This window comes from Clostridium sp. C2-6-12 (genome assembly GCF_009928485.1).
Classification (GTDB): Bacteria; Bacillota; Clostridia; order Clostridiales; family Clostridiaceae; genus Clostridium.
Window position 1 is genome coordinate 126,729 of the sequence record NZ_JAABNP010000011.1, and the last position, 26,909, is coordinate 153,637.

Consider the following 26,909-nt stretch of genomic DNA (forward strand, 5'->3'; position numbering starts at 1 on the left):
GAAAATGGAAAAGATATTAGATGTGAAAAATTTACAAACCTCCTTCAAAACTAGTGCTGGTGAAGTGCATGCAGTAAGAGGTGTATCATTTGACCTAGAAAAGGGAGAAGCATTAGGTATAGTTGGGGAATCTGGTTGCGGTAAAAGTGTTACTATGATGTCAATAATGAGATTACTAGCTGACAATGGAAGACTTGCAGGTGGAGAAATACGCTTCAATGGTAAGGATATTTCTAATATTAAAGAATCAGAAATGGAAACTATAAGAGGAAATGACATAGGTATGATATTCCAAGATCCTATGACATCATTAAATCCAGTATATACAATAGGAGACCAATTAATGGAGCCCCTATTAAAGCATAGAAAGATTAGCAGAGCGGAAGCCAAAAAGGAAGCTATAAAAATGCTTGGATTAGTTGGTATACCAAGTCCGGAAAAGAGAATGAAGCAATATCCTCATGAATTTTCAGGTGGTATGAGACAAAGAGCAATGATAGCCATGAGTTTAATTTGTAAACCCAAGCTTATTATAGCTGATGAACCAACAACAGCATTAGATGTTACAATTCAAGCTCAAATTTTAGATTTAATGAAGGATTTAAAAGAAAAACTTGATACTGCAATTATATTAATAACTCATGATTTAGGAGTTGTTGCAGATGTATGTACTAAAATAAATGTAATGTATGGTGGAATAATAGTTGAAAAAGGAACTGCAGAAGATATCTTCTACAGAGGAAAACATCCATATACTTGGGGACTTTTAAGAAGTGTTCCAAACCCTAAGGAAGATGTTAAAGAAAAACTTATTCCAATTGAAGGACAACCACCAGATTTATTAAATCCACCAGTTGGATGTCCATTTGCAGCTAGATGTGATTATGCAATGAAGATTTGTATTCAAAAGCAGCCACCATTATTTGAACTTGGAGAAAAACATCAAGCAGCTTGTTGGTTATGTCATGAAGATTCACCAAAGGTTGAATCACCTATAAGGAGGATGGAGTAGTGGAAGATAATAAAGATATAATTTTAGAAGTAAAAGACTTATGCAAATACTTCCCTGCCAATAAAGGTTTATTTAAAGGTAAAAGTTATGTTAAAGCAGTAGATAGAGTTTCATTTACATTAAAAAAAGGGGAAACTTTAGGTCTTGTAGGTGAATCCGGTTGTGGTAAAACAACTACAGGAAGAACTATATTAAAGCTTTATGAACCAACATCAGGTCAAATAATCTTTAACGAAAAAGATATAACAAATAGTTCAAAACAAGAAATGGTTCCTTTAAGAAAAGAAATGCAAATGATTTTCCAAGATCCATATGCATCATTAGATCCAAGAATGACTGTAGGAGATATAATTGGAGAAGCAATTGATATACATAAATTACTAACAGGTGAAAAAAGGACAGAAAGAATAAGAAGTTTATTATCAAAAGTAGGACTTGCAAGTGACCATATAAATAGATATCCTCATGAATTTTCGGGAGGACAAAGACAAAGAATAGGTATTGCAAGAGCATTAGCAGTAGAACCATCATTGATAGTTTGTGATGAGCCAATATCAGCTCTTGACGTTTCAATTCAAGCACAAGTTATAAATATGCTTGAAGAACTTCAAGAAGAATTGGGATTGACTTATTTATTTATAGCTCATGACCTTTCAATGGTTAAGCATATATCAACTCATATTGGAGTTATGTATCTTGGAAGAATGGTTGAAAAGGGAGAAAGTAATAAAGTATATTCAGAAGGATTACATCCATATACTCAAGCATTACTTTCAGCAGTTCCAATACCAGATCCAGAAGCAGCTAAAAATAGTAAAAGAATAGTTCTAGAAGGAGATATTCCATCTCCAATAGATCCACCACCAGGATGCAGATTTAAAGGTAGATGCAAATATGCAAAACCAATTTGTTCTGAAATTGACCCGGATTTAAAAGAAGTTAAACCAGGACATTTTGTAGCATGTCATTTATATGATTAAAGAATGCAATAACAATAAATTTAATTTGAATAGTACACTGTTAACAAAGTTTTAGCAATAGCAACTTAAACAGTTATTATATAATAAACAATTAATTAAGGGGGAAAATATTAATGAAAACAAGTAAAGCAAAACAATTATGTGCAGTAGCTTTAGCAGCGACACTTGGACTTTCAGTGTTAACTGGTTGCGGTGGCTCTAAGACTTCTGACAAAGCAGGAACAACTGCAAGTAAAAGTAAACAAGAATTAGTTTATAATTTAGCAGCTGATCCTAAAACTTTAGATCCAGCATTAAATCAAGCAGTTGACGGATCTATTGTAGCAGCAAATATTTTTTCAGGATTATGTGATTTAGATGATAAGGATAAAGCTATTCCAGGTCAAGCTGAAAAGTGGGAGGTATCTCCAGATGGATTGAAATATACTTTCCACTTAAAGAAGGATCTTAAATGGTCAAATGGGGATCCACTTAAGGCAAGTGATTTTGAATATTCATGGAAAAGAGTTTTAGATCCTAAAACAGCATCTGTATATTCATTCCAATTATTATATATAAAAGGAGCAACTGAATATAATAAAGCAAAAAATAAAACAGAAGAAGAAATGAAAGCTTTAAAAGATGCCGTTGGAGTTAAGGCGACTGATGACACTACATTAGTAGTTGAATTAGCAGCACCATGTCCATATTTCTTAGAATTAACAGCTTTTACAACATATTTCCCAGTAAATCAAAAGGTTGTTGAAGCTAATAAAGATTGGGCAAAAGATGCTAAAACTTTAGTTTCAAATGGACCTTTCAAAATGACGGATTATAAGATCAAAGATCAAATTGTATTAGAAAAAAATGAAAACTATGTAAACAAAGATAAAGTTAAACTTGATAAAATAACAATGAAGATGGTTACAGAAGATACATCAGCATGGGCAAGTTATAAAACAGGTCAATTTGATATGATAGATAAAGTTGCGTCATCAGAAATTGTGCAAGCAGTAAAAGATAAGACTGCAATTACATTCCCTAATTTAGGAACTCAATTTATTGATATTAATGTTTCAGAAAAAGCAAAAGAAATAGATCCAAATGTTGCAAAGGTATTAAGCAATGCAAAGTTTAGACAAGCATTAGCTAATGCTATAGACAGACAAATAATTGTTGACAATGTACTTAAGAGTGGACAAACTCCTGCATTTAGTTTTGTATCAACTGGAATTAATGATCCAGAAGGAAAAGACTTTACAAGTAAAAAGTACTTTGAACCAAAAGGTGACATAGAAAAAGCTAAGAAGTTATTAGCTGAAGCTGGATATCCAGATGGTCAAGGATTACCACCGCTTGTAGTTCTTTATAACCCAGAAGGTGGTAATGGAGAATTATATCAAGCAATTCAAGATATGTGGAAGAAAATTGGAGTAAATGTTGAACTTCAAACTCAAGAATGGAAAGTATTCCAAGCAACAAGAAATGATTTAAAATATCAAATGGCAAGAGGTGCATGGAGTGCAGACTATGCTGATCCAATGACATTTATAGATATGTGGGTATCTGATTCTCCTAATAATGAAATTGGATATAACAATTCAGAATATGATAAATTAGTTGCTTCAGCTAAAGCAGAAACAGATGCTAAGAAGAGATTCGAAATGATGCATAAAGCAGAAGATATTTTAATGGAAGATATGCCAATCATTCCTTTATATTACTCTACTTATACAAAGGGTATAAAAGACTATGTTAAGGGTGTAAGAGTATCTCCACTTGGGCCTGTATACTTTGATAAAGCTTATATAGAAGGTAAAAAATAATTTGTATATTAATTAAAACATAGAAGAAGTCATTTTAAATGCTGAATAAGCATTTAAAATGACTTCTTTTATGCTTTCATGTTAAGAACTCCACTTCTAAGCATGTGACTGGCGTATAGTTATGACATTAAAAAATACTAGTATTCTAGGAAGACCTTACCGGAAATTTTGTGTAGCCGTTAAACTAAAAATAATAATTCAAAACTATGAGTTGAGAAAAAATTTATTTTTTATAACTGCATTTAATATGTGGAGTAATAATATAAATAAAGCAAAATTAACTAAAGAAACTTTGTCCATTGGATAACGCTTGTATAGAGTAATTTCATACATTTATAAAAATGGAGTGATTAAATAAATTTAAAATTTTAGATTGTAATTATGCCTATAGATTGGTTGCTAACCATATAGATGCTTTTTTACAACATTTTAAGATTACATAGTTGTTGTGGATATTCATCTCCTAATCAATATGAGGCTAATTACGAAAATTAATTAGTGAATTTATATAAAAATGTTAGTTAATTTATTATGAGGAGAAATAGTAATGGAAAACCTATATTTAACTTGTACTTTTTCTTGACATAGTAATAGATATATAACCACGATTGGAAAGAATGGTTAAAAGTAAAGTCTATTTTTACCAACAATACAATTGACCATACTTTAGTTTAAATAAGATAATAATGGGATTAAGTGCGTTAATACTTCTTATTGTTATAGCTAAATAATTAGCAATAGTTTTATTAGTGCGATGCTTTGGATTATTAATATAAAAAGGAAAAAGTAATTCGATTATCGTAAAATGCGCATTTTTTATCTTAAAATGATTATTTAGGGAAAATATTAAAAAAATTTCTTTTAAAGATAAAATTCCCATGCTTTAGGCATAAGTACTTTATTTTGTTCAACATTGTGGTATCCTATTAATTGAAAGTAGCTTAATTGTTACAATGTTACTTATAAACATAAAAGGAGGATATTAAAATGTTAGAATTATCACTTAAAGAACAAAAACAAATCAATGGTGGAGTAAGTTACGTAGTTAAATTGTATACTAGTGATGGAACTTTACAAGAATCAATCTATGCTGAAACCTATAAAGATGCAATATACCTAAGAACAGTGTGGGTGAGAACACATGGTGGGTATGGAGTGCTAGTTAGAGGATATAAAGACTAGTTAGAAGTTATATTTTATCTATTAATAAAAAAAGCTGATTTCTAAGAGAAATCGGCTTTTCTTAAAAGTTAAATTATGATAAATAATTAATTATAGTAGAAAATACAATATAAAAGGTGGAAATATGGATATACTAAAAAAATATTATTGTGTAAAACAGCATGACATAAAAGATTGTGGTCCTGCATGTATAGCTACTATCGCAAAACAATATGGATTAAATATACCAGTATCAAAAATAAGGGAAGTAGCAGGAACAGATTTAGAAGGTACCTCAGTTTATGGTTTAGTACAAGCATCAGAAAAATTAGGATTTAGTACAAAAGCAGTAAGGGTATCTAATAAAGAAGAGATATTTGATAATTTGCCGACACCTCTAATAGCGCATGTTATTATTGATGATATATTATTGCATTATGTAATAGTACATAAAATTTCTAAGAAATATATTTTAGTTGCAGATCCTTCTAGAGGCATGATTAAATACACTCCAGAAGAATTTTTCAAAATATGGAGTGATATATTAATTTTAATGATTCCTACAGCTACATTCAAAAAAGGTGATGAAAGCAAAGGGCTTTTCAAAAGATTTTGGGGACTAATAAAAGTTCAAAAAGGCTTGTTAATAAACATATTTATATCGTCTCTATTAATAATTATATTAGGTATGGCAGGAACATTTTATTTCCAATTTTTAATAGATGACATCTTGCCTAATAAATTAAATAGCAATTTATTTTCAATCTCTATAGCAATGTTGATTTTAATTATTTTTAAGATTGTAACAGAATTTTTTAGAAGTATATTACTTATTTATATGGCTCAAAATATAGATATTCCATTATTGTTAGGTTATTACAAGCATGTAATAAGATTACCTATGAATTTTTTTAGTACAAGAAAAGTAGGAGAAATTATTTCTAGATTTAATGATGGAAATAAAATAAGGAATGCAATTTCATCAGCAACTATAACTTTAATGATTGATGTTATAATGGCGCTTGTTGGAGGCATAATTTTATATCTTCAAAGTTCAAAGTTATTCTTTAGTTGTTTAATTCCGATAATTATGTATTTAATTTTAGTATTCGGATTTAAAAATAAATTGAAACAAATCAATAGAATAGTCATGGAAGATGATGCTATATTAACATCTTATCTAGTGGAATCTTTAGAAGGAATAGAAACAATAAAAGCTTTTAATGGTGAAAATTTAGTAGAAATAAAAACTGAAAATAAGTTTTTAAAACTTATGAAAAGTTATTTTAAACATGGATACATTTATAATCTTCAAAGTACGTTAAAGAGTGTGGTAAGTGGTATATTTAGTATATGTTTATTATGGTTTGGAGGTAGTTTAGTTTTAAAAGGAGATATAACTATTGGAGAATTAATAAGTTTTAATGCATTGCTTGTCTATTTTATTCAACCAATAGAAAGGTTGATAAATTTGCAACCACAATTACAAGAAGCAGTAGTTGCTAGTGATAGATTAGGAGAAATATTGGATTTGGAGTTAGAAAGGTCAACAAATGGAAAAGTTAAACCCCAATCATTAATTGGCGATATAAGTTTAAAGCATGTGAACTTTCAATATGGAGTTAGAGATCCAGTATTAAATGATATAAGCATGAATATTAAAAAGGGAGATAAAATAGCCTTAGTTGGAGAAAGTGGTTCAGGAAAAACAACCATTGCAAAACTTTTAATGGGATTTTATAAATTAGAAGATGGTGAAATAATTATAAATGATTATAATATAAAAGATATAGATAAGGAAATATTAAGAGATAAGGTCAGTTATATATCGCAAGATTCATTTTTGTTCTCTGGAACTATAAGAGAAAATTTGGAATTTGCTAATAAAAATATAACTTATGAAGATATGACTTATGCTTGTAAGAAAGCACAAATTCATGAATATATAGAAAATTTACCTTTAAGATATGAAACACCTTTAGAAGAAAAGGGAATGAATTTATCTGGTGGGCAAAGGCAAAGATTATCAATTGCTAGAGCTTTGTTAAAGAAACCAGAAATATTAATAATGGATGAAGCAACCTCTAATCTTGATTCTATAACAGAAAAAGCAATACAAAAGACATTGGAAGAATGTGCAGGAAATTTAACTACAATAATAATAGCACATAGGTTAAGTACAATTATGAAATGTAACATGATATATGTTATAGATAAAGGAAATATAGTAGAGTCAGGTACTCATAAAGAACTATTGGTAAAAAAAGGTTATTATTATAACTTATGGAGAGTACAAAGTGTTGATAAATTAGATAATATACTTGTAAACAATGTATGAAGGTGGTATCGCAATGAAATATAAGATTGAAAATTTAGATGATGTTACAGATGCCAAAGATATAATGAATGCTTATTTAGATTCATGTTCATATAAATTATTAAAATATATATTTTATATAGTAATGTTATTGTTAATTTCCACTATAATTTGGTCTATATATGCAAAAAAGACTATAGTAATTAGTGCACATGGTGAAGTATACCCCAAAGATAGCATTTGCAATATATATATTAAAAATACAAGTTTTGGAACTATAAAAGAAGGAGACAAAGTACAATTAGAAATTATACCTTTTTCACAAAAAGAATATGGAGTAATAATTTCTAAAGTAGAAAATATAAGTAATGATATTGTGATAGATGAAAAATCAGGAGAAAAATTTTATACAGCGACATGTAAATTATATGCTAATATACTTGCGGATAAAAAAGGGAACAATGTAAATATAAAAAATGGAATGGAAGCGAATGTGAGTATAATAAGTTACGAGACACCCTATTTTGAATACATATTAAATAAAATAATCAAATAGCCTGAAATTTTAAATTAATAATTGTAAAAAATGTTTTGGTTAAATTTAATTATTACTGGACAGTCAAAACTTCTTTATCATTAAGAAACCTATAAGTCCTCATAAAATGAAGAGTCTACCTGTTTATTTTTAATTATTTTGATTATGCTTAAACTCGCATTTTTAGCCATAATGCGAATAATGTTTTTTCGTAAGTAGCATGCTACAGTTGTTTCTGAAACTATATTTTTTGATGGTGTTCGTAAATATCTAAAAATTTTATTATTTAATTCAGTTGATGAAAAATTTAATGCTATTATTTGTAATAATCCTATGGCAATACAACTACACATAACATACATTTCAATAGCATCAATTTCAGTTTTTTTCTTAAATCTATTTAGCTTTGGCATTGATTTATTCCAAAACTGATAACTAAAAGCACCAATAACTTGTTTTAGTTCACGAAATGTACACTCGATTTTAAAACGATAGCTGTACAGCCTTATTATTACTTCTGGATTTAGATTAAGATCTGTGCTAACCAATATAGAATTTATACCGTTGTAACTGACAAGTACAAAACGCAACGCTTGGTATAATTTTTATCCCCAAAGAAGATTTATACAATAGTAGCTAACTTCTTGCTCCTTGCCATAAATCTTAACTGTAGTTGTTTTAAAAGATTCCTTTTTTTCTTGTAAGTAATCTTTTAACTTAACAGAAGCTCCTTTTTTATGGTATGGTCCTCGTCCACTATATTCGCCTGGTTGTTCATAAGTGGCACAAGATTTTTTAGCTTTTGTTACAATTTGTAGTGTACTGCCATTTTTTTTATTTAGATTGCTTAAGGCTATAAGTGCAGGAACAGAAAGAAAATATCTATCTAAAAGCAGAATTGATTTTTCGCCCAATTTTTTTGAGATCGAAAAGCCATTATGAATCATTTGAACAATATGTGATTCATGTTTTTCTTCTGGCTGTACCAAGCTTCGGATAGTTTTTACACCATCTTGAAGATTAATTAAAAGAGGAATACAAAACATCTTTGAGTTATTTCCTGCAAGTACTCCTATACCACCAAACATATAACCAAAAATATATTCTCATTTTGAAGAATTTTCAGATTCTTGGTGTAGTTTTTTTCGCCTGGCATCTTGCTAGCCTCTTTTGAAGCTTTAACACCATCGCCTACAAGAATTGTTATACCATCTTCTTTATAAATCAGAGCAAAGCTTTTAACAACTTGAATCCATTTATTTGCTATAGTTTCAAGGGTCCATGATGAAGCATGAAAAAAATGTATCAGCGTAGCATAGCTACTATGCGAAAGATTCAAATCACGAATTATGGATGTTAATCCAAATGAATCTGAACGTAGCATAAGACCAATTATAATAATTACAAACCAGTTAAATGAAGCTTGCATTGAAAAACATTCTTTAAAGTTGGCTAAAATTTTATTTAATAAATTCCACATAAATCTATATTGTCTCTACCAATATTATGATAAACTAATTTTAGTTAATTCTTTTGGTAGAGTGTATCTCCTTTTTTATTAAGCAATTAAAAGGATACTATAAATTTATTCAAAAGGGTTAACTTTTTTTATAAAACTTTTGACTGTCCAGAATTATTAAAATTATCAAATTTATTGCTTTAAGAGAAATGACTTTAGCGACTTGTTAAGTTATTAGTTAGAGAAATGGATTGTAAAGAGTAAATAATTAAAAGTAGACTTAATTTATTCTTAAGTAAAAAATAAAGAAACCATCTTTTTACATAGATGAAAACACAGCCTTAAATATTCATGAAAGAGAATATGTTGTTTTTTAGTAAGTATAAAATTGTTTCATTCGTATATAGAAATAATTTAAGAATATATTTATAGCTACCCCAAATAATAAAGCATTATAGTTACTAGAGATGAAATTCTATATATAGTGGTCTTTGAAAAATAACTTATAGTTTAGCTTTAGATAAACAGAATCGTCAATATTCGGAACTAGGAAAAAGATTTTAAATATTATCATTAGATAAAGTAAAGCTTATAACTATAACTGGAGATTTAGGTTGTGCCCCTAAAATAAGGCATGGGTTCTTCATGAAGTTTTAAGTAACTGATCTAAATTTGAAGATGCTAATTTTTGGTAGGATTTGAAAATAATCATGATGCGTGTGTATATAAATAAGATAAACGATGATACGATAGCAATTCAAACAGCCGGTTTATTTCTAGAAATGGTTGACGATTCTTGTGCTTTCGGACAGAATTCACTAAATAATACTCTTAATGATATAAACATGGAATTGGTAAAAGTTCTGTTACCGATATTAATTTGCTTCACTTTCCATCTTGCCTGGATAGGCACCTGTTTGTAAGATTTATTAAGCCAGTGATTAAGAAAGGTAATGGTACATTATGAATACATTTAAATTTTTATTCTTTCACGCAGTCAAAAACTTAAAGAGAAATTTTGCAATAACTATTTTTTCTATAAGTACTGTATCTGTAACGTTTTTTATTGTTGGAATGTTTTTACTGTATTTGCTGTCGGTTAATAATAGTTCAGAAACTCTTTTTAAAGGATATAATGAAATTAGTACTGTCTTAAGAATGGCCGAAATAGGAATATTTTTGATATTACCGGCTATTTCAGTATTATTAATCGTAAGTGGATTTAAGATGGCTGTATTTATTAGAAGGGATGAAATAAATATAATGAAGCTTATTGGAGCTACTAACTGGTTTATTCGCTGGCCGTTTATTATTGAAGGATTAGTTGTAGGAACTATAGGAGCTTTTGTTGGAAATTTAGCTCTATTTATTTTATATAGTTTTATTTCCACTGAAATGTTGGAGTATAATTCCCAATTAAGTTCTGTACAAATTATTTTTATAATAAAAGTGTTTTTGTCATTTGGAATAGCAGGTGCATTTATAGGACCTATAGCCAATATTATCGCCTTAAGAAAAATTCTTAATTCTGAAGTTTAAGAAAATTAGAGATATAATTAACAAGTTAGAACTTAATCTAAGTAAAAGCAAAACAAGAATATTTTCATTATAATAATATTGTCGATTGGTGCAATGTATTTACAATAAATCCAGGCCCAAAATAAAAAGTTAAAATGCATTAGCTAGAAATGCATTATATTAAGATTTATAGCATAGAATGGATGAACGGAATGTTAAAATAGTTAAAGTGAGAAATTACTTATAATCATTTAATTTATTCTACATTTATAAGCTAAGGAATCATACTTTGCTATATTTATAATTAGTTAAATAAATATATGTTTTACAATTAATTTAGTATTTGTATTGCCTCCAAAATGCAAATTAATTTGTAAAATCACGATTATAAATAACAAAGTATTGAATTGGTAATAAATAAGTAGTAAAATATAAAAAATAAGTATAGCGTCCACATCCAGTGAAACTGTAATTCAGATAGTTTTGATGGGATTTGGGGATTTTAGCAATAAGCATATTTATAATTAAGGGGGATTTTTTAAAATGATTAGAGTATTAACAAACGACGGATTAGAAAGTGCATCAATTGAAGCATTAAGAACATTGGGGGCAGAAGTTATTAATGAACACATTGAGCAAGATGTATTAGGTGAAAAATTAAAGGATTTTGATGCAATAGTTATCAGATCAGCTACTACACTTACTTCTGATGTATTTAAAGCAGAAGAAGGCGGAAAATTAAGATTAGCTATTAGAGCTGGTGTTGGAATAGATAATATAGATATTCCAGCAGGAGAAAGTGTTGGGGTAACAGTAAAAAATACTCCTGCAGCTAGTTCAGATTCAGTTGCAGAGCTTGCAATTGGACATATGTTTGCATTAGCAAGATTTATTGCTATTTCTAATTACACTATGAGAAATGGTGAATGGAATAAAAAGAAATACCAAGGAACTGAAATTGCAGGTAAGACTCTTGGTATTGTTGGAATGGGAAGAATTGGTCAATCATTAGCTAAGAAAGCTGAAGCTTTAGGAATGAAGGTTGTATATTATACAATTGAAGGGAAACATGACGATTTGACTTATGATTTTGTATCATTTGAAGAAGTTTTAAAGAATTCTGACTTTATATCACTTCATGTACCATATGATAAGGTTGCTGGATCATTAATTGGAAAGAAAGAATTAGAATTAATGAAAAACACTGCATACCTTATTAACTGTGCTAGAGGTAAGGTTGTTGATGAAGCAGCATTAATTGAAGCTCTTGATAAAGGTGAAATTGCTGGGGCTGGTATTGACGTATTTGAACAAGAACCAACTAAAAATGAAACATTGGTTAATCATCCTAAAGTAAGTGTAACACCACATATTGGAGCAGCAACAGAAGAGGCTCAAACAAGAATTGGTGAAGAGGTTGTTTCTATAATTAAAGAATTCTTTAATCTATAATTGTTTGGGAGGAATAATTTAATGGCAGTAGTTAAAGCGTTTAAGGGAATAAGACCAGTTAATGAATTAGCTTCCAAAATAGCTGCTTTACCTTATGATGTAATGAGCAGCGAGGAAGCAAGAGAAATGGTAATTGGAAATCCGCATTCATTTCTTCACGTTGATAGACCTGAGATAGATTTAGATCCAGCAATAGATATACATGATCCAAAGGTGTACGAAAAAGCTAGAGAAAATCTTGATAAAATGATATCAGATGGAGAATACATTCAGGATGAACAACCATGTTTATATATTTATAGACAAATAATGAATGGAAGATCTCAAACGGGTATAGTATTTTGTGCATCTATTGATGATTATATCAATAATGTAATTAAGAAGCATGAATTTACTAGAGCTGATAAGGAAGAGGACAGAATTAATCACGTAGATTATTGTGATGCTAATACAGGTCCTATCTTCTTAACATATAAAGAAGATCAAATTGCATCAGAAATAATAGATGCGTGGATTCAAAATGAAAGTAAAAGAAAACCTGTATATAATTTTGTTGCTGAAGATGGCATAACTCATATTGTATGGGTAATTGACAATGAAGTTATAATAAGCGAATTAATTGATTTGTTTAAAGAAATTGATTATTTATATATTGCAGATGGACATCACAGATCAGCATCTGCTGTTAAGGTTGGACTTAAGAGAAGAGCAGAAAATCCAAATTATACTGGTGAGGAAGAATTTAATTATTTCTTAGCAGTTGCATTTCCAGACAATGATTTGATGGTTATGGACTATAACAGAGTAGTTAAAGATTTAAATGGTTTAACTACGGATCAATTGATTGAAAAGCTTCAAGAAAAGTTTGTTGTTACTGAATCAACTAGTGAAGAACCTGTTAAACCTGCTAAAAAGCACACTTTTGGTATGTATGTAGAAGATAAATGGTATCTATTAGAAGCTAAAGATGGAATATATGATGCAGAAGATCCTATAGATAGTCTTGATGTTGCAATTCTTCAAAACAATGTACTAACTCCTATTCTAGGAATTGAAGATGTAAGAACCTCAGATAGAATAGATTTCATTGGAGGTATCAGAGGTCTTAAAGAACTTGAAAAAAGAGTTCATAAAGATATGAAGATAGCATTTTCAATGTATGCTACTGAAGTAAGTGATATTATGAGTGTTGCAGATATAGGTGAAGTAATGCCGCCAAAATCTACATGGTTTGAACCTAAGCTTAGAAGTGGCTTGTTTGTCCATAAATTAAAGTAGGTGTCCCTGTCAAAAAAAGATTGATTACGTGGCGAAGTATTATTAACAGAGAACAAAAAACAGAATATAATCCAGAGCATAAAAGCGGGAAAAGAAGATCCTTTGAATGGACTTTCTTAATTCGAATTTATGCTCTTTTTTTCGTTTGGAATTAGGATTTTATTTTAGAATTGGATGTAAAATTTTTCCTCATTAACTTAAGCCTTCTGATAAGTGAAATTCAAAAGTATTGCCGTAAGGTTATATTCACGAAAAGAAGAAACAAAAATATTTATATTTGAGCATAAGTTAATTATAATAAGTATAAAAATTAATATAAAATAAATAAAAAAATTTGTGTATATATTTTTAGAACCTATGATAAGATTAAAGAGGGAAAAAGCATTAAAGATGATTATCGCATTGATTATATTCCTAAGCATATGAACAAGCAAAGCTTGTAATTACAGATGGGATAAAACTTTTTGGATATTGACCATGGTTTGCAATTGATCTTGTAAATACACATGAAGGTTATGGTAAACCATATTGCTTTGTATATGCTAATCATAACGAAATTTGATTTAAATGGCATTAAGAGATTAAGAGAATTAAAAAGAAGAGTTTTACTGGTATAAAAATGTAATAAAGAATAATGGAGAAAAATTATAATTTAAACAGTAAAATTATAAAAGGAGGAATGTAAATTGAGAAAATATGATGAAAAAGCAATTGAAAAACTTCAAAAGTGTACTTCTATAATTGAAAATAATGGAATTGAAGTTATTTTAAAGCCAATACCTGGAGAAGAACGGGAAGGTTATTTAGATCCTGTAGAATTTGGTTTTATGAAAGGCTTTTGGGTAACTAACATAGATGAAAAGCCATCTGTAGAGCCACCTCCATTAGAAATAATGGTTCCTATGATGAGAGATAACATGGGGTTTCCCAATTATAACTTGAATACAGTTGAAATACATACAAAATATGAAGAGCTAACTAGCAGCGGTAATAAGGTTGGATTATGGCGCTATTATCCTAGAAAATCTGAAAAAAATAAAAAGCGTCCTGCATTTGTATTTATTCATGGTGGCGGATGGATAGGAGGAAGTGTCTATACTGTAGAAAACTTTTGTAAATTACTTGCTGAGCTTGCAGATGCAGTAGTATTTAATGTTGATTATTCTTTAGCACCAGAAAAACCATATCCAAATGGCTTAAATGACAATTATCATGCAATTAAACATGTTTATGATAATGCCGAAGCTTATGGAATTGATAGTGATAAAATATGTATCGGTGGAGACAGTGCTGGAGGAAACTATACAGCGGCAGTGTGTCTAAAGGCAAAAGATGAAGGAACACCGAAGATAGCTATGCAAGTCCTTATATATCCAGCAGTTACAATGGCAGATGCTAAGGTTGATGGATATGAATGGAATGAAGATTTCTTCAAAATGTGTGATGAACAAAAGGATATTATTAAAAATTGCATTGGTCTTGGACGACCAACAAAGTTTGAAGATGATATGTTATTGAAGACTTACATTTCAAATGAAGAAGAAATTTATGATCCTTATGTTAGTCCTATGCTTGCGAAATCTCATGAAGGTCTTCCAAAAGCAATTTTGGCAGGAGCAGAATTTGATGGCTTACGCTTGCATACAGAATTTTATGCTAAGCAACTTTCAGATGCAGGAGTTGATGTTAAGGTATTTCGTTATAAAGGTATGACTCATGCCTTTATAGATAAATTAGGACATGTTGCTCAAGCAGAAGATTTATGTATAGAAATAGCAAATGCTATGAAAATGTTATAAAAAAATTTAATATCCTTAATGGATATACTCCTAAAGTAGTATATTATGATAAAAAAATAATCAAATCATAATCTTGAAAGTAATAAAATTAGCGAGTAAAATATAAATAATAAAATAATGTGCAAAGAGGCATATGCATTCTCTTATTGATGAGAGAGGCATATGCCTTTTGATTTTTAATACATATATATTTGGGAGTTAAAATATTAGGGGAGGGGTTTTAGTCATGCGCAGTTTAGAAACAAATGACTGGATGGTTATTAACAACATTATTTATCAAATTAATTCTATTGAAGATTGTGTAACTATGAGGAAAAATTTTCTCACTCAAATGGGTTTGATTTTGGATTTTGATAGTGCTGATTTTTATGTTGCAGCTGAATTAAATAGCCATACTTTAGCTAATCCAGTATTTTATAATTATGAACCAAGACCAGATGAAGATTATATGGACAAGTACGATAGCATAGACTATAGCAGGGGATTAATGTTTGGTGGTAGAAGCAAAGTATATAGAGAAAGTGATATTATTTCAGAAGAAAAGAGAGTAGAAACTGAATATTATAAGAAATATTTTGAACCTAATAATTGGCATCATACATTAAATATGATTTTGTCATATAGAAATCAATTTGTTGGAGTAGTATGTTTCTTTAGATTTAAAGGTAAAAGTGATTTCGTGTATGAAGATACCTTTGTTTTAGACATTATAAAAGAACATTTAGCTTTTAGGTTATACCAAGACTTAAATAATAGTTCAATTAAAAATGAAAAGATATCTGTTTCTGAATGTACAGAAATATATGGTCTTACTAAAAGAGAAGAATCAGTTTTACATGAATTGATGAAGGGTCTCGATAATAATCAAATTAGCGACAAGCTATGTGTTACAACTAATACCTTAAAAAAACATATCTTAAATATATATAGAAAATTGGAAGTTAAAAACAGAGTTCAATTGTTTAAAATGATACGAGAAAAGGAATAGAAATCTTAATTACTACTTTATGAGTATATATATCTTAAAAAGTATAATTAAAATGGTGTTTTTGGTCAATTGTTATGAAAGGACATTGATATTATACTATTCACAAGAAGTAGTAAGAAAACAAATTAGGTAAATTTAATATAATTTAATGAGTAGAGGGGGCAAGTTTTATGAAGGAAATAGTTTTAATAATTAGACCAGAAAAATTAGAAATAGTTAAAAGTATTTTAGATGAATATCATTGTGGAGGTATGACAATTTCAACCGCTATGGGGTGTGGCACTCAAAGAGGTGCTTCAGAAGGAGTAAATGAAATTAAGGGGTTAAAAACAAACATTAATTTACTACCTAAGATAAAGGTTGAAGCAGTTGTAGAGGATAATAAGGTTGAGGATATACTTTTGGCTATAGTAGAGAAGGTTGGAACAGGCCATGTTGGAGATGGAAAAGTTTTTATAAGAAATGTTGAAGAGGCGCTTCGTATAAGAACAGGTGAAAGAGGAATTAAGGCTTTATAAAATAATAATTTATATGCAAAGGTGCATGAAGATGAGGAAATCTTTATGCATCTTTTTGTTTATAACGAGGAAAAGAAAATTTAAAGATATTGAGTAAAGATTAATACTTAGAAAAAATTATTGTAAGGAGTGAATTTTATGGTTAAAAGAGGAAAGTTAAAAAAGTTTATGTTAAGTATAATGATTGGGACAATAGCGGCTATGAGTTTAGTTGGATGCGGAGGTACAAGTGCAAAACAGGCGTCTAGTGATAGTGGAAGTGCCGCTATTACAGGCAGTAAGGAGTTAAATGTTATCTGCTGGTCAGAATATTTACCAGATGAAGTATTAAAAGGATTTGAAGAAAAGTATGGAGTTACGGTAAACCTAACTACATATACTGATCCAGATGAAATGTTAGCAAAAGTAAAATCAAGCAGTAAAGGTACTTATGATATGATCATTGGACCTGCTCAAGATACACAAATATTAAAATCTCAAGATTTAATTCAAAAGTTAGATATAAGTAAGATTGAAAATTATAAAAATATTGATGAACAATATTTAAAGGAACCCAATGATCCTAAAAATGAATATACAATTCCGTATTTAGGAACAAGCATACTTATTGCAGTTAATACAGATAAGATTAAAGATGATATTAAATCATATAAAGATTTATTAAATCCTAAATATAAAGACACAATGGTAGTTGTTGAAGATGCTAGACCAGTAGTGGGAATTGGATTAATGGCTAATGGATATAAAATAAATGATACTAATGATGAAGGATTAAAGAAAGCAGAAGAATTTTTAACACAACTTAAGCCAAATATCCACGCTTTTAATGGGGACAGTCCAAAGACATTATTATTAAATGGAGAATGTTCCTTAGGTCTTGTTTATGGTGGAGAATGTGCTCTGGCAGCAAAAGAGAATCCAGCTATTAAAGTAGTATATCCACAAGAAGGAATTTATTTTACCTTTGATATGATGATGAAAACAAATGGTGGAAAGAATAGTGAAAATGCAGATTTACTAATGAATTATATTTTAGATCCAGAAGTAAGTGCTACCATTTCTAAAAATTTCCCATATGTTAACCCTAATAAAGCAGCAAGAGATATTTTAGGTGATGAATTTAAAAATAATAAAATAATGAATATTCCAGCAGAAGAGGTTAAAAAGAGTCAAGGTTTAGTTGATATAGGAGAAAATGTTTCTAAGATAGTTGATTTATGGACTAAATTCAAAGGCTAAGTATAAAAAAGACTTGGGGGGATCAATTTGGAGGCTATAGTAAAAATAGATAATGTGAATAAAAAATATGGAGATAATCATGTAGTAAGAGACTTATTTCTTGAAATAAAAAAGGGCGAATTTTTAACTATGCTTGGCCCATCAGGTTGTGGTAAAACCACAACTTTGAGGATGATAGCAGGTTTTGAAACACCAACAAGTGGAAATATTTATATTGAAGGTAAGGAGATTCAAAATACTGAACCATATGAGCGTGAAGTAAATACTGTATTTCAAAATTATGCTTTATTTCCTCATATGACTATTTATGAAAATTTAGCTTTTGGCTTAACTGTAAAAAAAGTAAATAAGGAAGAAATTAAAAAACGTGTTGGAGAAATACTTGAATTAGTTCAATTAGTAGGATTTGAAAATAGAAAGCCAGACCAATTATCAGGAGGACAAAAACAAAGAGTAGCAATAGGAAGGGCTCTTATAAACAAGCCTAAGGTTTTATTGTTAGATGAACCTTTAGGCGCATTAGATTTAAAATTAAGAAAGCAAATGCAATTTGAACTAAAGCGACTTCAAAAGAAACTTGGAATTACTTTTGTTTACGTTACACATGATCAAGAGGAAGCTCTCACCATGAGCGATAGAATTGCAATTATGTATGGTGGAGATTTAGAACAGATAGGAACACCTAAAGAAATATATGAAAAGCCAAAATCCAAATTTGTAGCAGATTTTATAGGTGAATCAAATATTTTTTATGGAGTTGTAAGTAAAGAAAATGATAATGTGTTAAAAATTAAGCTAGAAACAGGAGAGGTTTTGGCAGTAGATTCACAGGTTAAAGATAATGAAATAATTTATGTTTTAGTAAGGCCAGAAAATATTAAATTATCAACAATTCCAATAGAAGGATTTACAATTGCAGGGACAGTTAAAGAGCATGTTTATATTGGAAATGTAAATAAAACAATCATCTCACTTCCAACAGGAATGGAAGTAAAAATGAATAGTAATCCTAAAAATGAATTATTACCAATTGGCTCAGAAATATGCGTTTATTGGGATAAGGAAGATGCAGTGGTTATTAAATCAGAAAACCAAGAAATTTTCAGTGTTATAGATAATCCTGTATTTACAGCAGAAAACCAAATAAAGTAAGGAGGTAGTTAAATGGAAAGTAAAAAGAAAATAAAATTACCACTCCTTGTTACAGTTGGTCCAGTTTCAGCTTGGATGATATTATTAGTAGCTATTCCATTTATTTATGTATTTATTATGAGCTTTATGAAGAAAGGAGCTTATGGTGGAGTTGTTCTTGGATTTACATTAGATAATTTTATTCAGGTATTTGATCCACTTTATTTAAAAGTGTTTGGTGAATCACTTATAATTTCAGCATTTACAACTATTGTTTGTATATTAATTGCTTATCCATTTACTTATTTCATAGCTCAGAAAACTACTATAAAGAAAACTGTGTTTATGGCTATGGTAATAGTCCCATTTTTGGTAAGTTCATTAATACGTCTTTTCGGGTGGATTAATCTACTTAGAAAAGATGGAATTATTAATTCAATCCTTATAAAATGGGGAATAATTCAAGAACCCTTACAATTAGTGTATAACACAACAGGGGTTATGATTGGACTTGTATATATGCTTTTACCATTTATGATTCTGCCGTTGTATAGTTCAATTGAGAAGTTAGATAAGTCACTTTTAGAAGCATGTAGCGATTTAGGTGCAAAACCAGCTAAAGCATTTTTAAAAGTAACATTACCTCTAACAATGCCTGGTGTATTTGCAGGCGGCATTTTAGTATTTATTCCTGCATTAGGATATTTCTTTGTAACTGATTTACTTGGAGGAAATAAAACTCAAGTAATTGGTAACGTTATAAGGAATCAATTTATAACAGCAAGAAACTGGCCTTTAGGTTCAGCAATTTCAATATTTCTAATAGTAATAACCCTACTACTTGTATGGTTATATCAAAAATCAGGTGGAAATATGGATGATTTAGGAGGGATATAAAATGACAAAAACTCAGAAAAAAAGAATATCTGGAGTGTTTAAAAATATTTATATTTATCTTGTTTTCTTATTTTTATATCTTCCTATATTTTATGTAATTATTTTTTCATTTAATACTTCAAAGTTAAACATTACTTTCGAGAGTTTTACTTTCCAATGGTACGGAACCTTCTTTAAAAATAGAACTTTAATGGAAGCTCTAATTAATACTTTGATTGTAGGTATTTTAAGCACTGTGATTTCAACAATTATTGGAACAATAGGTGCCATAGGATTAAGTAAATATAATTTTAAAGGGAAAAATGTTATAGATAAGCTATTATATATACCTATAGTAATTCCAGAAATAGTACTTGGAGTAGCACTGCTTTCAATATATTCAGTTTTAAGCATTCCATTAGGGCTCATAAGTATTACTTTATCACATATTACTTTCAGCATACCGTTTGTTGTAATAACAGTAAGAGCAAGGCTTGCTGGATTTGATAAATTTTTAGAGGAAGCAGCTATGGATTTAGGAGCTAATAGAATCGTAACTTTTTGGAAAGTAACTCTTCCTATTATACTGCCAGGAGTTTTATCAGGAGCAATGCTTGCTTTTTCATTATCTATTGATGATGTTGTAATCAGCTTTTTTACAAGTGGGCCAGGAAGTACTACCTTGCCTTTAAAGATTTTTTCTATGGTAAAGACAGGGGTAACACCAGAAGTAAATGCATTATCAACAGTTATAATGCTAGTTACAATTTTAATTATTGTTATAAATACTTTCTTCCAAGTAAAAAAACTAAAAGCTAAAGCATAGAGCAGTTATAAATATGTACCTTGAAATAGAAAAGAGGATTTTATATGAAATATGATGTGGTTATAAAAAATGGCACTATAATGGATCCTAAACGTTGGAAAAGTACTATAGCTAATATAGGAATTTTAAAGGGTAAAATTGAAAACATTACAAGAGAAGAGATAGAGGGAAAAGCTGAAATAGATGTTAGGGATAAAATAGTATGTTCAGGTATTATAGATATTCATGCACATGTTGAAGGAAATTTAGATTGCGCAAGTATCATGGCTGCTATGGGAGTAACTACTGTATATAATGGTAATTGTGGAATGTCTCCAGAGAATCTAAAGATATTTTATGATAAAAATGAACATTTTTTAATCAATCAAATAGAGCAGATCGGACATACGAATCTTAGAGAACAAGTTGGAGTTAGGGATAGATATAAGGCGGCAAATGATGAGGAAATTGAAAAAATGAAAAGCCTTTTAACAGATGCGTTTCAGGATGGAGCTTATGGATTATCCTTTGGACTTGAATATGTCCCTGGAAGTTCAAAAAAGGAAGTTTTAGAATTAGCTAAAATTGCAGCTAAATATGGAAAGTTAGTATCTATTCATACAAGGTCAGATTCTTATGGGGGACTTTCAACTTTGAGAGAGGCTATTGATATAACTAGAAAAACAGGTGCAGCAGTAAATATTTCTCATTTAACATATCAATTTGGAATGGGGATGGCAACTGAGGCACTGAATATGATAGAAGAGGCTTTGGCAGAAGGGTTAGATATATCAGTGGATAGCGGCTTATATAGTGCTTTTGCAACTGCTATTGGAAGTGCTGTTTTTGATGAAGGGTGTTTGGAGAAATGGGGCTGCGACTATAACAGTTTAATTGCAGGAACCGGTAAGTATAAAGGTCAAAGATTAACTAAAGAAATTTATGAAGAACTTAGGCGTGATTCGCCAGAGGATACTGGAATTGGTATGGTAGGAGAAGAATATGAAGTTTTTGAAATTTTGGATAAGCCTTATGTGATGATTTGTACAGATGGAGGAACTTTATATGATAAGGGTGTTCCAGGTCACCCTCAAGATGCAGGAACATATCCTAAATTTTTTAGAACCATGGTAAGGGAACAACATAGAATCTCATGGATGGAGGCTATTAATAGATGCACTTATCTGCCAGCAAAACGTTTGGGTTTAGAAAGTAAAGGGACTATTGAAATTGGAGCTGATGCAGATATATTGATATTTGATCCTAAGATAATAGAAGATAAGGCAGATTATCCATGTTTTGGACTAACTGAAACAAGGCCAGAAGGAATTGAATATGTATTTGTTAATGGAGTGATGACTGTAAAAGGAAAAGATGTTTTAGATGTAAAAGCAGGAAGTGTTATTAAAGGAAACTATGATTTATGGAAATGGAAATAAGTTTTTTAAGATTTTTATAGATATATGTTTCGACTAACAATGAAATTCTTTCGGAATTTCTGGACTTAACAAAATATTAACCAGAACTTATAAAGTTAATAAAAACTGTTCTTATAAATTAAATAAATGAGAGGAAGCGATGGCATGGAAATAAAGAAAATGTATATTAATGGGGAATGGGTAGAAGCAATTTCTAAAAGAACAAGAGAGGTTATAAATCCTGCTAATGGACAAATAATAGCAAAGACTACAGAAGGTGACATAGAAGATACTAAATTAGCCATTGCAGCAGCTAAGAAATCCTTTTATGGCAAAGGTGAATGGAGGCGAATGAATGCTCAAGCGCGTGCAGATATTCTTCTTCATATAGCTGATAAGATAGCAGAAAAAAGAGATAAGTTTGCTATGCTAGATACTATTGATAATGGAAAACCACTTCGTGAAGCAGAAGGTGATGTTGATGATGGAATTCATTGCTTTAGATATTATGCAGGATTGATTACAAAGCCGTATGGTGGAGTTTATGATGTAAATGATGGTTTTGGACAAATGCATTCATATACAGTTCATGAGCCGGTTGGTGTATGTGGGCAGATTACTCCTTGGAATTATCCATTTTTAATGGCGGTGTGGAAACTAGCTCCAGCCATTGCAGCTGGGAATAGTGTGGTTTTTAAACCAAGTTCTAATACGCCACTATCTACAATAGCGTTATTTGAAATTTTTCATGAAGTTGGCCTACCAAAAGGTAGCGTAAATTTAGTATTGGGATCAGGGGGAACTGTGGGTCAAGAGATTGCAGAAAGCAAAGATGTTGATATGGTTACTTTTACAGGAAGTACAGAAGTAGGTCAAGGAATTGCAAGAGCAGCCGTTGGAAATCTTAAAAAGGTTGGATTGGAACTTGGAGGGAAATCTCCTAATATAATTTTTGCAGATGCAGATTTTGAAGGCGCTATAGAATGGGCAATGGTTGGTATTTTCTTTAATCAAGGTGAAGTTTGTTCAGCTGGTTCACGTATAATCATTGAAGAATCTATAAAGGATAAATTCGTAGCTCGTCTTGCAGAAAAAGCAAATGCAATGACTATTGGAAATCCTGTAAATAATCCTGATATGGGTCCGTTAGTTTCAAAGGAACATATGGAGACAGTTTTAAGATATATTGAAATTGGTAAAAATGAAGGGGCTACATTAGTTTGTGGCGGTGAAAGATATACAGAGGGTGAATGTGTAGAGGGATATTATGTAAGACCAACTATATTTGATAACTGTACATCAGATATGACAATTGTTAAGGAAGAGATATTTGGACCTGTTGTAACTATTCAGACTTTTAAAACTGAAGAAGAGGCTATAGCTTTGGCTAATGATACTATATATGGACTTGCAGGTGCTGTATTTACTTCTGATGGTACAAGGGCTTTAAAGGTAATAAGAGAAATTAGAGCGGGAATTACATGGATTAATTGTTATAATCCAACCTTTAATGAAGCACCTTGGGGTGGATATAAAATGAGTGGTTATGGTAGAGAATTAGGTGTTCATGGACTAGAAGAGTACCAAGAAATCAAGCAAATAAATATCAATTTAACACCAGGCCCAATTGGATGGTATGAACACTAAAATAATAATACAATACTTAGACAATAATTTTAAATCATTAAAAAATATAAAAATAGTAACTTGAATAAAGTTCAAGTTACTATTTTTATATGCATTATAACATTGGAATTAACTGCTAAAAATGAGTATAGCAATTATTCTAACCGCTCCATTAATTTAAAAGAATAGCCTATTTCATCTATTTCAGCTCTGCACAAAATACTACCTTCAGGAGGTCTTTTGTTTAATTTAAAAACAATAGCTTTTTGACCAATTTCTTGTTTGAAGTCTATACGATTCATAGGTATATTAATATTAAAGGTATCTGATATACATTTAGCAGTTGCTTCATGGCCTATTGCAGAAATAAAACCATTTTCCAATACAAGTTTTTTCGCATCATCAACAGTTATGTCACTAATTCTATATAAACCATTTGTTGTTGCGATTGTTCCATTAAATATTCCAATCTTCATATTATTAGACATTATAACATCACCTCTAAAAATCATTTTCTTCTCTGAATTTCAATAAGTTCCATTTAGTAGAAACATTAAATTTGCGGTATAAATTTTGTATATGCTTTTTTAAGGTATATCCACTTATATAGAGTTTTTCTGCTATTTCATCGTTATTCATATCTTGAAAAATAAGTTGTAAAACTTCTACTTCGCGATTTGTTAAATTATATCGTGAAGCCAGATTTGCTATTGAATAGGATGGATTTAAAGAATTTTTTGAGTCATTTGTGTAATATTCATAAAAACGAAAATTAAGATGATCACTAAAAGCTTTTATTATAAACATTTCCTCATCATTAAAATCGCCTTCTTCTTTTGTTCTATATAATGTAAGCACACCTAAAAATAAATCATTATAAACAAGGTTCAATTGTAAAGAATAATGGAGTCCAAATGGTTCATAGCATTTCTTATAAAGAATAGTTTTTATTCTCTCCTCTTCAGGCATTAAATCGCTTTCTCTAATTAATAAGCATTGACCACTTAACATGACCCATTTAGCATAATCTTGATCTTGATTCAATAAATAACTTTTTTCAACTTCCGAGTAAATTTCAGGTATACAAACTGGCTCGTAAAGAAGATTGTCTGAATCAGTATGATCAGCCATTAATATACTAGAAGCTGTGTTTGGAATAATCATCTTTAAAAGATTTAGGAATGTTATTTTCATAGTATTGAAATCAAGCATACTATGAATTTGATATATTATATTATTTATTAAGAGAAATTCATTGTTTTGCATATAAATACCTCTCATTATAATTAAAATTAAGTATTCCTCATTAAAAAATAGTGTATCATAATCGAGAGCTATTGTATATATTTGTTAAAATACTGAAGGTAGACAAAGCAAGCTTTCATAAGATTAGCAAGTTTATCCCAAACACTTATTAAGTATTATGAATTATGTATTAAAATTAAGATTAAAGGTACTTATAAAGTAGTATATATACTCTTAAAATAATGTTATAACCATACCTCAAGAGAATTGTATATACTACATTATTTATCTTATAATAATAGCAATAAATGAAATAACGCAAATACAACGGTGTATTATTGGTTCAAAAATCAATTAATATGCCGTTTTAATTTTAGGGAGGAATAAAATTATGAGAGAAAGAAAGCAAGTTATAGAAGATTTAGAAAAAGTTATAGGTTTCATTAAATCAGATGAGTTAACAAATGATGAAAAGGAACAAATTACAAAGGATACAGTAAATTATTTTGATAACTATGTAAGTCCAGGCTGGCTTAAATATAGGAAATCGGTATCAACTAATGCAGCAGTGGTAGAATGGACAGATAAAGGTGCTTATTGTACAGGCCTTTATGGGGAAAAGTTTATTGATTGCTTAGGTGGTTTTGGTATTTACACATGCGGACATAGAAATGAAGATATACTTGATGTTGTAAAAGCACAACTTGATCACCAAGCATTACATTCACAAGAATTACTAGATCCGTTGAGAGGATATCTTGCAAAAGCAGTTGCAGATATTACTCCGGGGGATTTAGAATATTGCTTCTTTACTAATGGAGGAGCTGAAGCTGTAGAAATGGGACTAAAGCTTGCAAGAATTGCAACAGGTGGAAGATGGTATATATCAACAGTTGGAGCCTTTCATGGTAAATCAATGGGGGCTGTTTCTATGGGAGGAAAAGGCACCTATAGAATTCCTTACACACCAATGGTGCAACAAGTTCAACATGTGGAATATGGTAATTCAGAAGATATGAGAAAGGCAATAAGAAATCTTCATGCAGTAGGAGAGAAAGTCGCAGCGGTTATATTAGAACCAATACAAGGAGAAGCAGGAATTATTGTCCCTCCAGAAGGATATTTAAAAGAAGTTCGTAAAATATGTGATGAATATGGGGTTGCATTAATATTTGATGAAATTCAAACTGGTATGGGTAGAACAGGAGCTATGTGGAGATGTGAAGCAGAAGGGGTAACACCTGATATCATGACTTTTGGAAAAGCCTTTGGAGGAGGAATAATGCCAATAACAGGTATTATATGTAGACCTAAAATGTGGACAGAAGAATTAATTGATAATCCATGGCTGCTTGGATCGCCGACCTTTGGTGGAAATCCAGTTTGTTGTTCAGCAGCAATAGCAACAATAAAGTATATGCTTGAAAATGATGTACCAGGACAATGTAAAGAAAAAGGGGAGTACTTAAAAGCGGGATTAGAAAAGTTATGGAAGAAGTATCCTACAGTAATTAACGATGTCAGAGGGATTGGACTTATGTTAGCAGTTGAGTTCTGTGAAAGTGATATAGGATATTCGGTTGCTAAGGGAATGTTCAAAAGAGGTGTAATGACAGCAGGTACCTTAGTAAATGCAAAATGTGTTCGTTTTGAGCCAGCAGCCGTTATTACAAAAGAAGACATGGATAATGTGATTGAAAGAATGGATGCTGCACTGGATGATACAAAGAAAGAGTTTAGCTTATAA

General features: G+C 30.1%; 24 protein-coding genes. 19 read left to right on the forward strand and 5 right to left on the reverse strand.

The window, feature by feature from the left end:
- Positions 1-4 precede the first annotated feature (4 nt).
- The 6 genes from GXK56_RS11280 (at position 5) to GXK56_RS11305 (ending at position 7,831) form a co-directional block, all read left to right on the forward strand.
- Positions 5-1,012 (forward strand): ABC transporter ATP-binding protein, encoded by a 1,008-nt coding sequence (locus GXK56_RS11280; RefSeq protein WP_160687563.1) that lies wholly within the window; start codon positions 5-7, stop codon positions 1,010-1,012.
- A complete protein-coding gene (locus GXK56_RS11285) occupies positions 1,012-1,992 on the forward strand; it encodes a dipeptide ABC transporter ATP-binding protein (protein WP_160687564.1) in 981 nt (326 codons plus the stop codon). The genes GXK56_RS11280 and GXK56_RS11285 overlap by 1 nt, the downstream gene beginning before the upstream one ends.
- Positions 1,993-2,105: 113 nt before the next feature.
- Complete coding sequence (locus GXK56_RS11290; protein ID WP_160687565.1) at positions 2,106-3,797, forward strand: peptide ABC transporter substrate-binding protein; 1,692 nt, start codon at positions 2,106-2,108, stop codon at positions 3,795-3,797.
- Between the two features lie 987 nt (positions 3,798-4,784).
- Positions 4,785-4,979, forward strand: coding sequence for a hypothetical protein (locus tag GXK56_RS11295; RefSeq protein WP_160687566.1), 195 nt, complete (start codon positions 4,785-4,787; stop codon positions 4,977-4,979).
- A gap of 124 nt (positions 4,980-5,103) precedes the next feature.
- Positions 5,104-7,296, forward strand: a complete 2,193-nt coding sequence (locus GXK56_RS11300) for a peptidase domain-containing ABC transporter (RefSeq protein WP_160687567.1) — start codon at positions 5,104-5,106, stop codon at positions 7,294-7,296.
- Between the two features lie 13 nt (positions 7,297-7,309).
- Positions 7,310-7,831, forward strand: a complete 522-nt coding sequence (locus GXK56_RS11305; protein ID WP_160687568.1) for a hypothetical protein — start codon at positions 7,310-7,312, stop codon at positions 7,829-7,831.
- Positions 7,832-7,920: 89 nt separating this feature from the next.
- On the opposite strand, the gene GXK56_RS28140 is transcribed toward GXK56_RS11305, so the two are convergent.
- The 3 genes from GXK56_RS28140 to GXK56_RS28150 are packed head-to-tail and all read right to left on the reverse strand — an operon-like array spanning position 7,921 to position 9,239.
- Positions 7,921-8,400: a hypothetical protein gene (locus tag GXK56_RS28140; RefSeq protein WP_243156083.1), complete on the reverse strand. Its 480-nt coding sequence runs from the start codon at positions 8,398-8,400 to the stop codon at positions 7,921-7,923.
- Positions 8,401-8,415: 15 nt separating this feature from the next.
- Entirely contained in the window at positions 8,416-8,898 is a 483-nt protein-coding gene (locus GXK56_RS28145) for a hypothetical protein (protein WP_243156084.1), read from the reverse strand.
- Positions 8,883-9,239: a hypothetical protein gene (locus GXK56_RS28150; protein WP_243156085.1), complete on the reverse strand. Its 357-nt coding sequence runs from the start codon at positions 9,237-9,239 to the stop codon at positions 8,883-8,885. The genes GXK56_RS28145 and GXK56_RS28150 overlap by 16 nt, the downstream gene beginning before the upstream one ends.
- 993 nt (positions 9,240-10,232) lie before the next feature.
- On the opposite strand from GXK56_RS28150, the gene GXK56_RS11315 reads away from it, so the two are divergent.
- From GXK56_RS11315 to GXK56_RS11370, 12 genes are all read left to right on the forward strand, one after another.
- Positions 10,233-10,808 carry an FtsX-like permease family protein gene (locus tag GXK56_RS11315; RefSeq protein ID WP_160687569.1) on the forward strand — a complete coding sequence of 192 codons (576 nt, stop codon included), beginning with the start codon at positions 10,233-10,235 and terminating at the stop codon, positions 10,806-10,808.
- Between the two features lie 522 nt (positions 10,809-11,330).
- Entirely contained in the window at positions 11,331-12,239 is a 909-nt protein-coding gene (locus GXK56_RS11320; protein WP_160687570.1) for a D-2-hydroxyacid dehydrogenase, read from the forward strand.
- 21 nt (positions 12,240-12,260) lie between these two features.
- Complete coding sequence (locus GXK56_RS11325; protein ID WP_160687571.1) at positions 12,261-13,517, forward strand: DUF1015 family protein; 1,257 nt, start codon at positions 12,261-12,263, stop codon at positions 13,515-13,517.
- Positions 13,518-14,203: 686 nt separating this feature from the next.
- A complete protein-coding gene (locus GXK56_RS11330; protein ID WP_160687572.1) occupies positions 14,204-15,316 on the forward strand; it encodes an alpha/beta hydrolase in 1,113 nt (370 codons plus the stop codon).
- A gap of 226 nt (positions 15,317-15,542) precedes the next feature.
- Positions 15,543-16,304 carry a LuxR family transcriptional regulator gene (locus GXK56_RS11335; RefSeq protein WP_160687573.1) on the forward strand — a complete coding sequence of 254 codons (762 nt, stop codon included), beginning with the start codon at positions 15,543-15,545 and terminating at the stop codon, positions 16,302-16,304.
- A 170-nt stretch (positions 16,305-16,474) separates the two neighbouring features.
- The gene (locus GXK56_RS11340) at positions 16,475-16,822 is read left to right on the forward strand and encodes a P-II family nitrogen regulator (protein WP_160687574.1); all 348 of its coding nucleotides are present in this window, start codon (positions 16,475-16,477) and stop codon (positions 16,820-16,822) included.
- A gap of 138 nt (positions 16,823-16,960) precedes the next feature.
- A complete protein-coding gene (locus tag GXK56_RS11345; RefSeq protein ID WP_160687575.1) occupies positions 16,961-18,061 on the forward strand; it encodes a spermidine/putrescine ABC transporter substrate-binding protein in 1,101 nt (366 codons plus the stop codon).
- Between the two features lie 27 nt (positions 18,062-18,088).
- Positions 18,089-19,213 (forward strand): ABC transporter ATP-binding protein, encoded by a 1,125-nt coding sequence (locus GXK56_RS11350; protein ID WP_160687576.1) that lies wholly within the window; start codon positions 18,089-18,091, stop codon positions 19,211-19,213.
- A 12-nt stretch (positions 19,214-19,225) separates the two neighbouring features.
- Positions 19,226-20,089, forward strand: coding sequence for an ABC transporter permease (locus GXK56_RS11355; RefSeq protein ID WP_160687577.1), 864 nt, complete (start codon positions 19,226-19,228; stop codon positions 20,087-20,089).
- Between the two features lies 1 nt (position 20,090).
- Positions 20,091-20,894, forward strand: coding sequence for an ABC transporter permease (locus tag GXK56_RS11360; RefSeq protein ID WP_160687578.1), 804 nt, complete (start codon positions 20,091-20,093; stop codon positions 20,892-20,894).
- Between the two features lie 44 nt (positions 20,895-20,938).
- Positions 20,939-22,312: an amidohydrolase family protein gene (locus GXK56_RS11365; RefSeq protein WP_160687579.1), complete on the forward strand. Its 1,374-nt coding sequence runs from the start codon at positions 20,939-20,941 to the stop codon at positions 22,310-22,312.
- Positions 22,313-22,456: 144 nt separating this feature from the next.
- Positions 22,457-23,938: an aldehyde dehydrogenase family protein gene (locus GXK56_RS11370; protein ID WP_160687580.1), complete on the forward strand. Its 1,482-nt coding sequence runs from the start codon at positions 22,457-22,459 to the stop codon at positions 23,936-23,938.
- Between the two features lie 134 nt (positions 23,939-24,072).
- On the opposite strand, the gene GXK56_RS11375 is transcribed toward GXK56_RS11370, so the two are convergent.
- Together GXK56_RS11375 and GXK56_RS11380 are read right to left on the reverse strand one after the other, a co-directional pair.
- Entirely contained in the window at positions 24,073-24,405 is a 333-nt protein-coding gene (locus GXK56_RS11375; protein WP_243156086.1) for a YddF family protein, read from the reverse strand.
- A 13-nt stretch (positions 24,406-24,418) separates the two neighbouring features.
- The gene (locus GXK56_RS11380) at positions 24,419-25,183 is read right to left on the reverse strand and encodes a helix-turn-helix transcriptional regulator (protein ID WP_160687581.1); all 765 of its coding nucleotides are present in this window, start codon (positions 25,181-25,183) and stop codon (positions 24,419-24,421) included.
- 370 nt (positions 25,184-25,553) lie between these two features.
- Between GXK56_RS11380 and GXK56_RS11385 the strand changes: the two genes are divergently transcribed.
- On the forward strand, positions 25,554-26,909 hold the full coding sequence (locus GXK56_RS11385; protein ID WP_160687582.1) for a putrescine aminotransferase: 1,356 nt from the start codon (positions 25,554-25,556) through the stop codon (positions 26,907-26,909).

Coding starts and splice junctions, on each gene's coding strand:
- GXK56_RS11280 (WP_160687563.1), top strand. CDS start 5: ATGGAAAAGATATTAGATGTGAAAAATTTACAAACCTCCTTCAAAACT.
- GXK56_RS11290 (WP_160687565.1), top strand. CDS start 2,106: ATGAAAACAAGTAAAGCAAAACAATTATGTGCAGTAGCTTTAGCAGCG.
- GXK56_RS11295 (WP_160687566.1), top strand. CDS start 4,785: ATGTTAGAATTATCACTTAAAGAACAAAAACAAATCAATGGTGGAGTA.
- GXK56_RS11300 (WP_160687567.1), top strand. CDS start 5,104: ATGGATATACTAAAAAAATATTATTGTGTAAAACAGCATGACATAAAA.
- GXK56_RS11305 (WP_160687568.1), top strand. CDS start 7,310: ATGAAATATAAGATTGAAAATTTAGATGATGTTACAGATGCCAAAGAT.
- GXK56_RS28145 (WP_243156084.1), bottom strand. CDS start 8,898: ATGTTTGGTGGTATAGGAGTACTTGCAGGAAATAACTCAAAGATGTTT.
- GXK56_RS28150 (WP_243156085.1), bottom strand. CDS start 9,239: ATGCAAGCTTCATTTAACTGGTTTGTAATTATTATAATTGGTCTTATG.
- GXK56_RS11315 (WP_160687569.1), top strand. CDS start 10,233: ATGAATACATTTAAATTTTTATTCTTTCACGCAGTCAAAAACTTAAAG.
- GXK56_RS11320 (WP_160687570.1), top strand. CDS start 11,331: ATGATTAGAGTATTAACAAACGACGGATTAGAAAGTGCATCAATTGAA.
- GXK56_RS11325 (WP_160687571.1), top strand. CDS start 12,261: ATGGCAGTAGTTAAAGCGTTTAAGGGAATAAGACCAGTTAATGAATTA.
- GXK56_RS11335 (WP_160687573.1), top strand. CDS start 15,543: ATGCGCAGTTTAGAAACAAATGACTGGATGGTTATTAACAACATTATT.
- GXK56_RS11340 (WP_160687574.1), top strand. CDS start 16,475: ATGAAGGAAATAGTTTTAATAATTAGACCAGAAAAATTAGAAATAGTT.
- GXK56_RS11345 (WP_160687575.1), top strand. CDS start 16,961: ATGGTTAAAAGAGGAAAGTTAAAAAAGTTTATGTTAAGTATAATGATT.
- GXK56_RS11355 (WP_160687577.1), top strand. CDS start 19,226: ATGGAAAGTAAAAAGAAAATAAAATTACCACTCCTTGTTACAGTTGGT.
- GXK56_RS11360 (WP_160687578.1), top strand. CDS start 20,091: ATGACAAAAACTCAGAAAAAAAGAATATCTGGAGTGTTTAAAAATATT.
- GXK56_RS11365 (WP_160687579.1), top strand. CDS start 20,939: ATGAAATATGATGTGGTTATAAAAAATGGCACTATAATGGATCCTAAA.
- GXK56_RS11370 (WP_160687580.1), top strand. CDS start 22,457: ATGGAAATAAAGAAAATGTATATTAATGGGGAATGGGTAGAAGCAATT.
- GXK56_RS11375 (WP_243156086.1), bottom strand. CDS start 24,405: ATGTCTAATAATATGAAGATTGGAATATTTAATGGAACAATCGCAACA.
- GXK56_RS11380 (WP_160687581.1), bottom strand. CDS start 25,183: ATGCAAAACAATGAATTTCTCTTAATAAATAATATAATATATCAAATT.
- GXK56_RS11385 (WP_160687582.1), top strand. CDS start 25,554: ATGAGAGAAAGAAAGCAAGTTATAGAAGATTTAGAAAAAGTTATAGGT.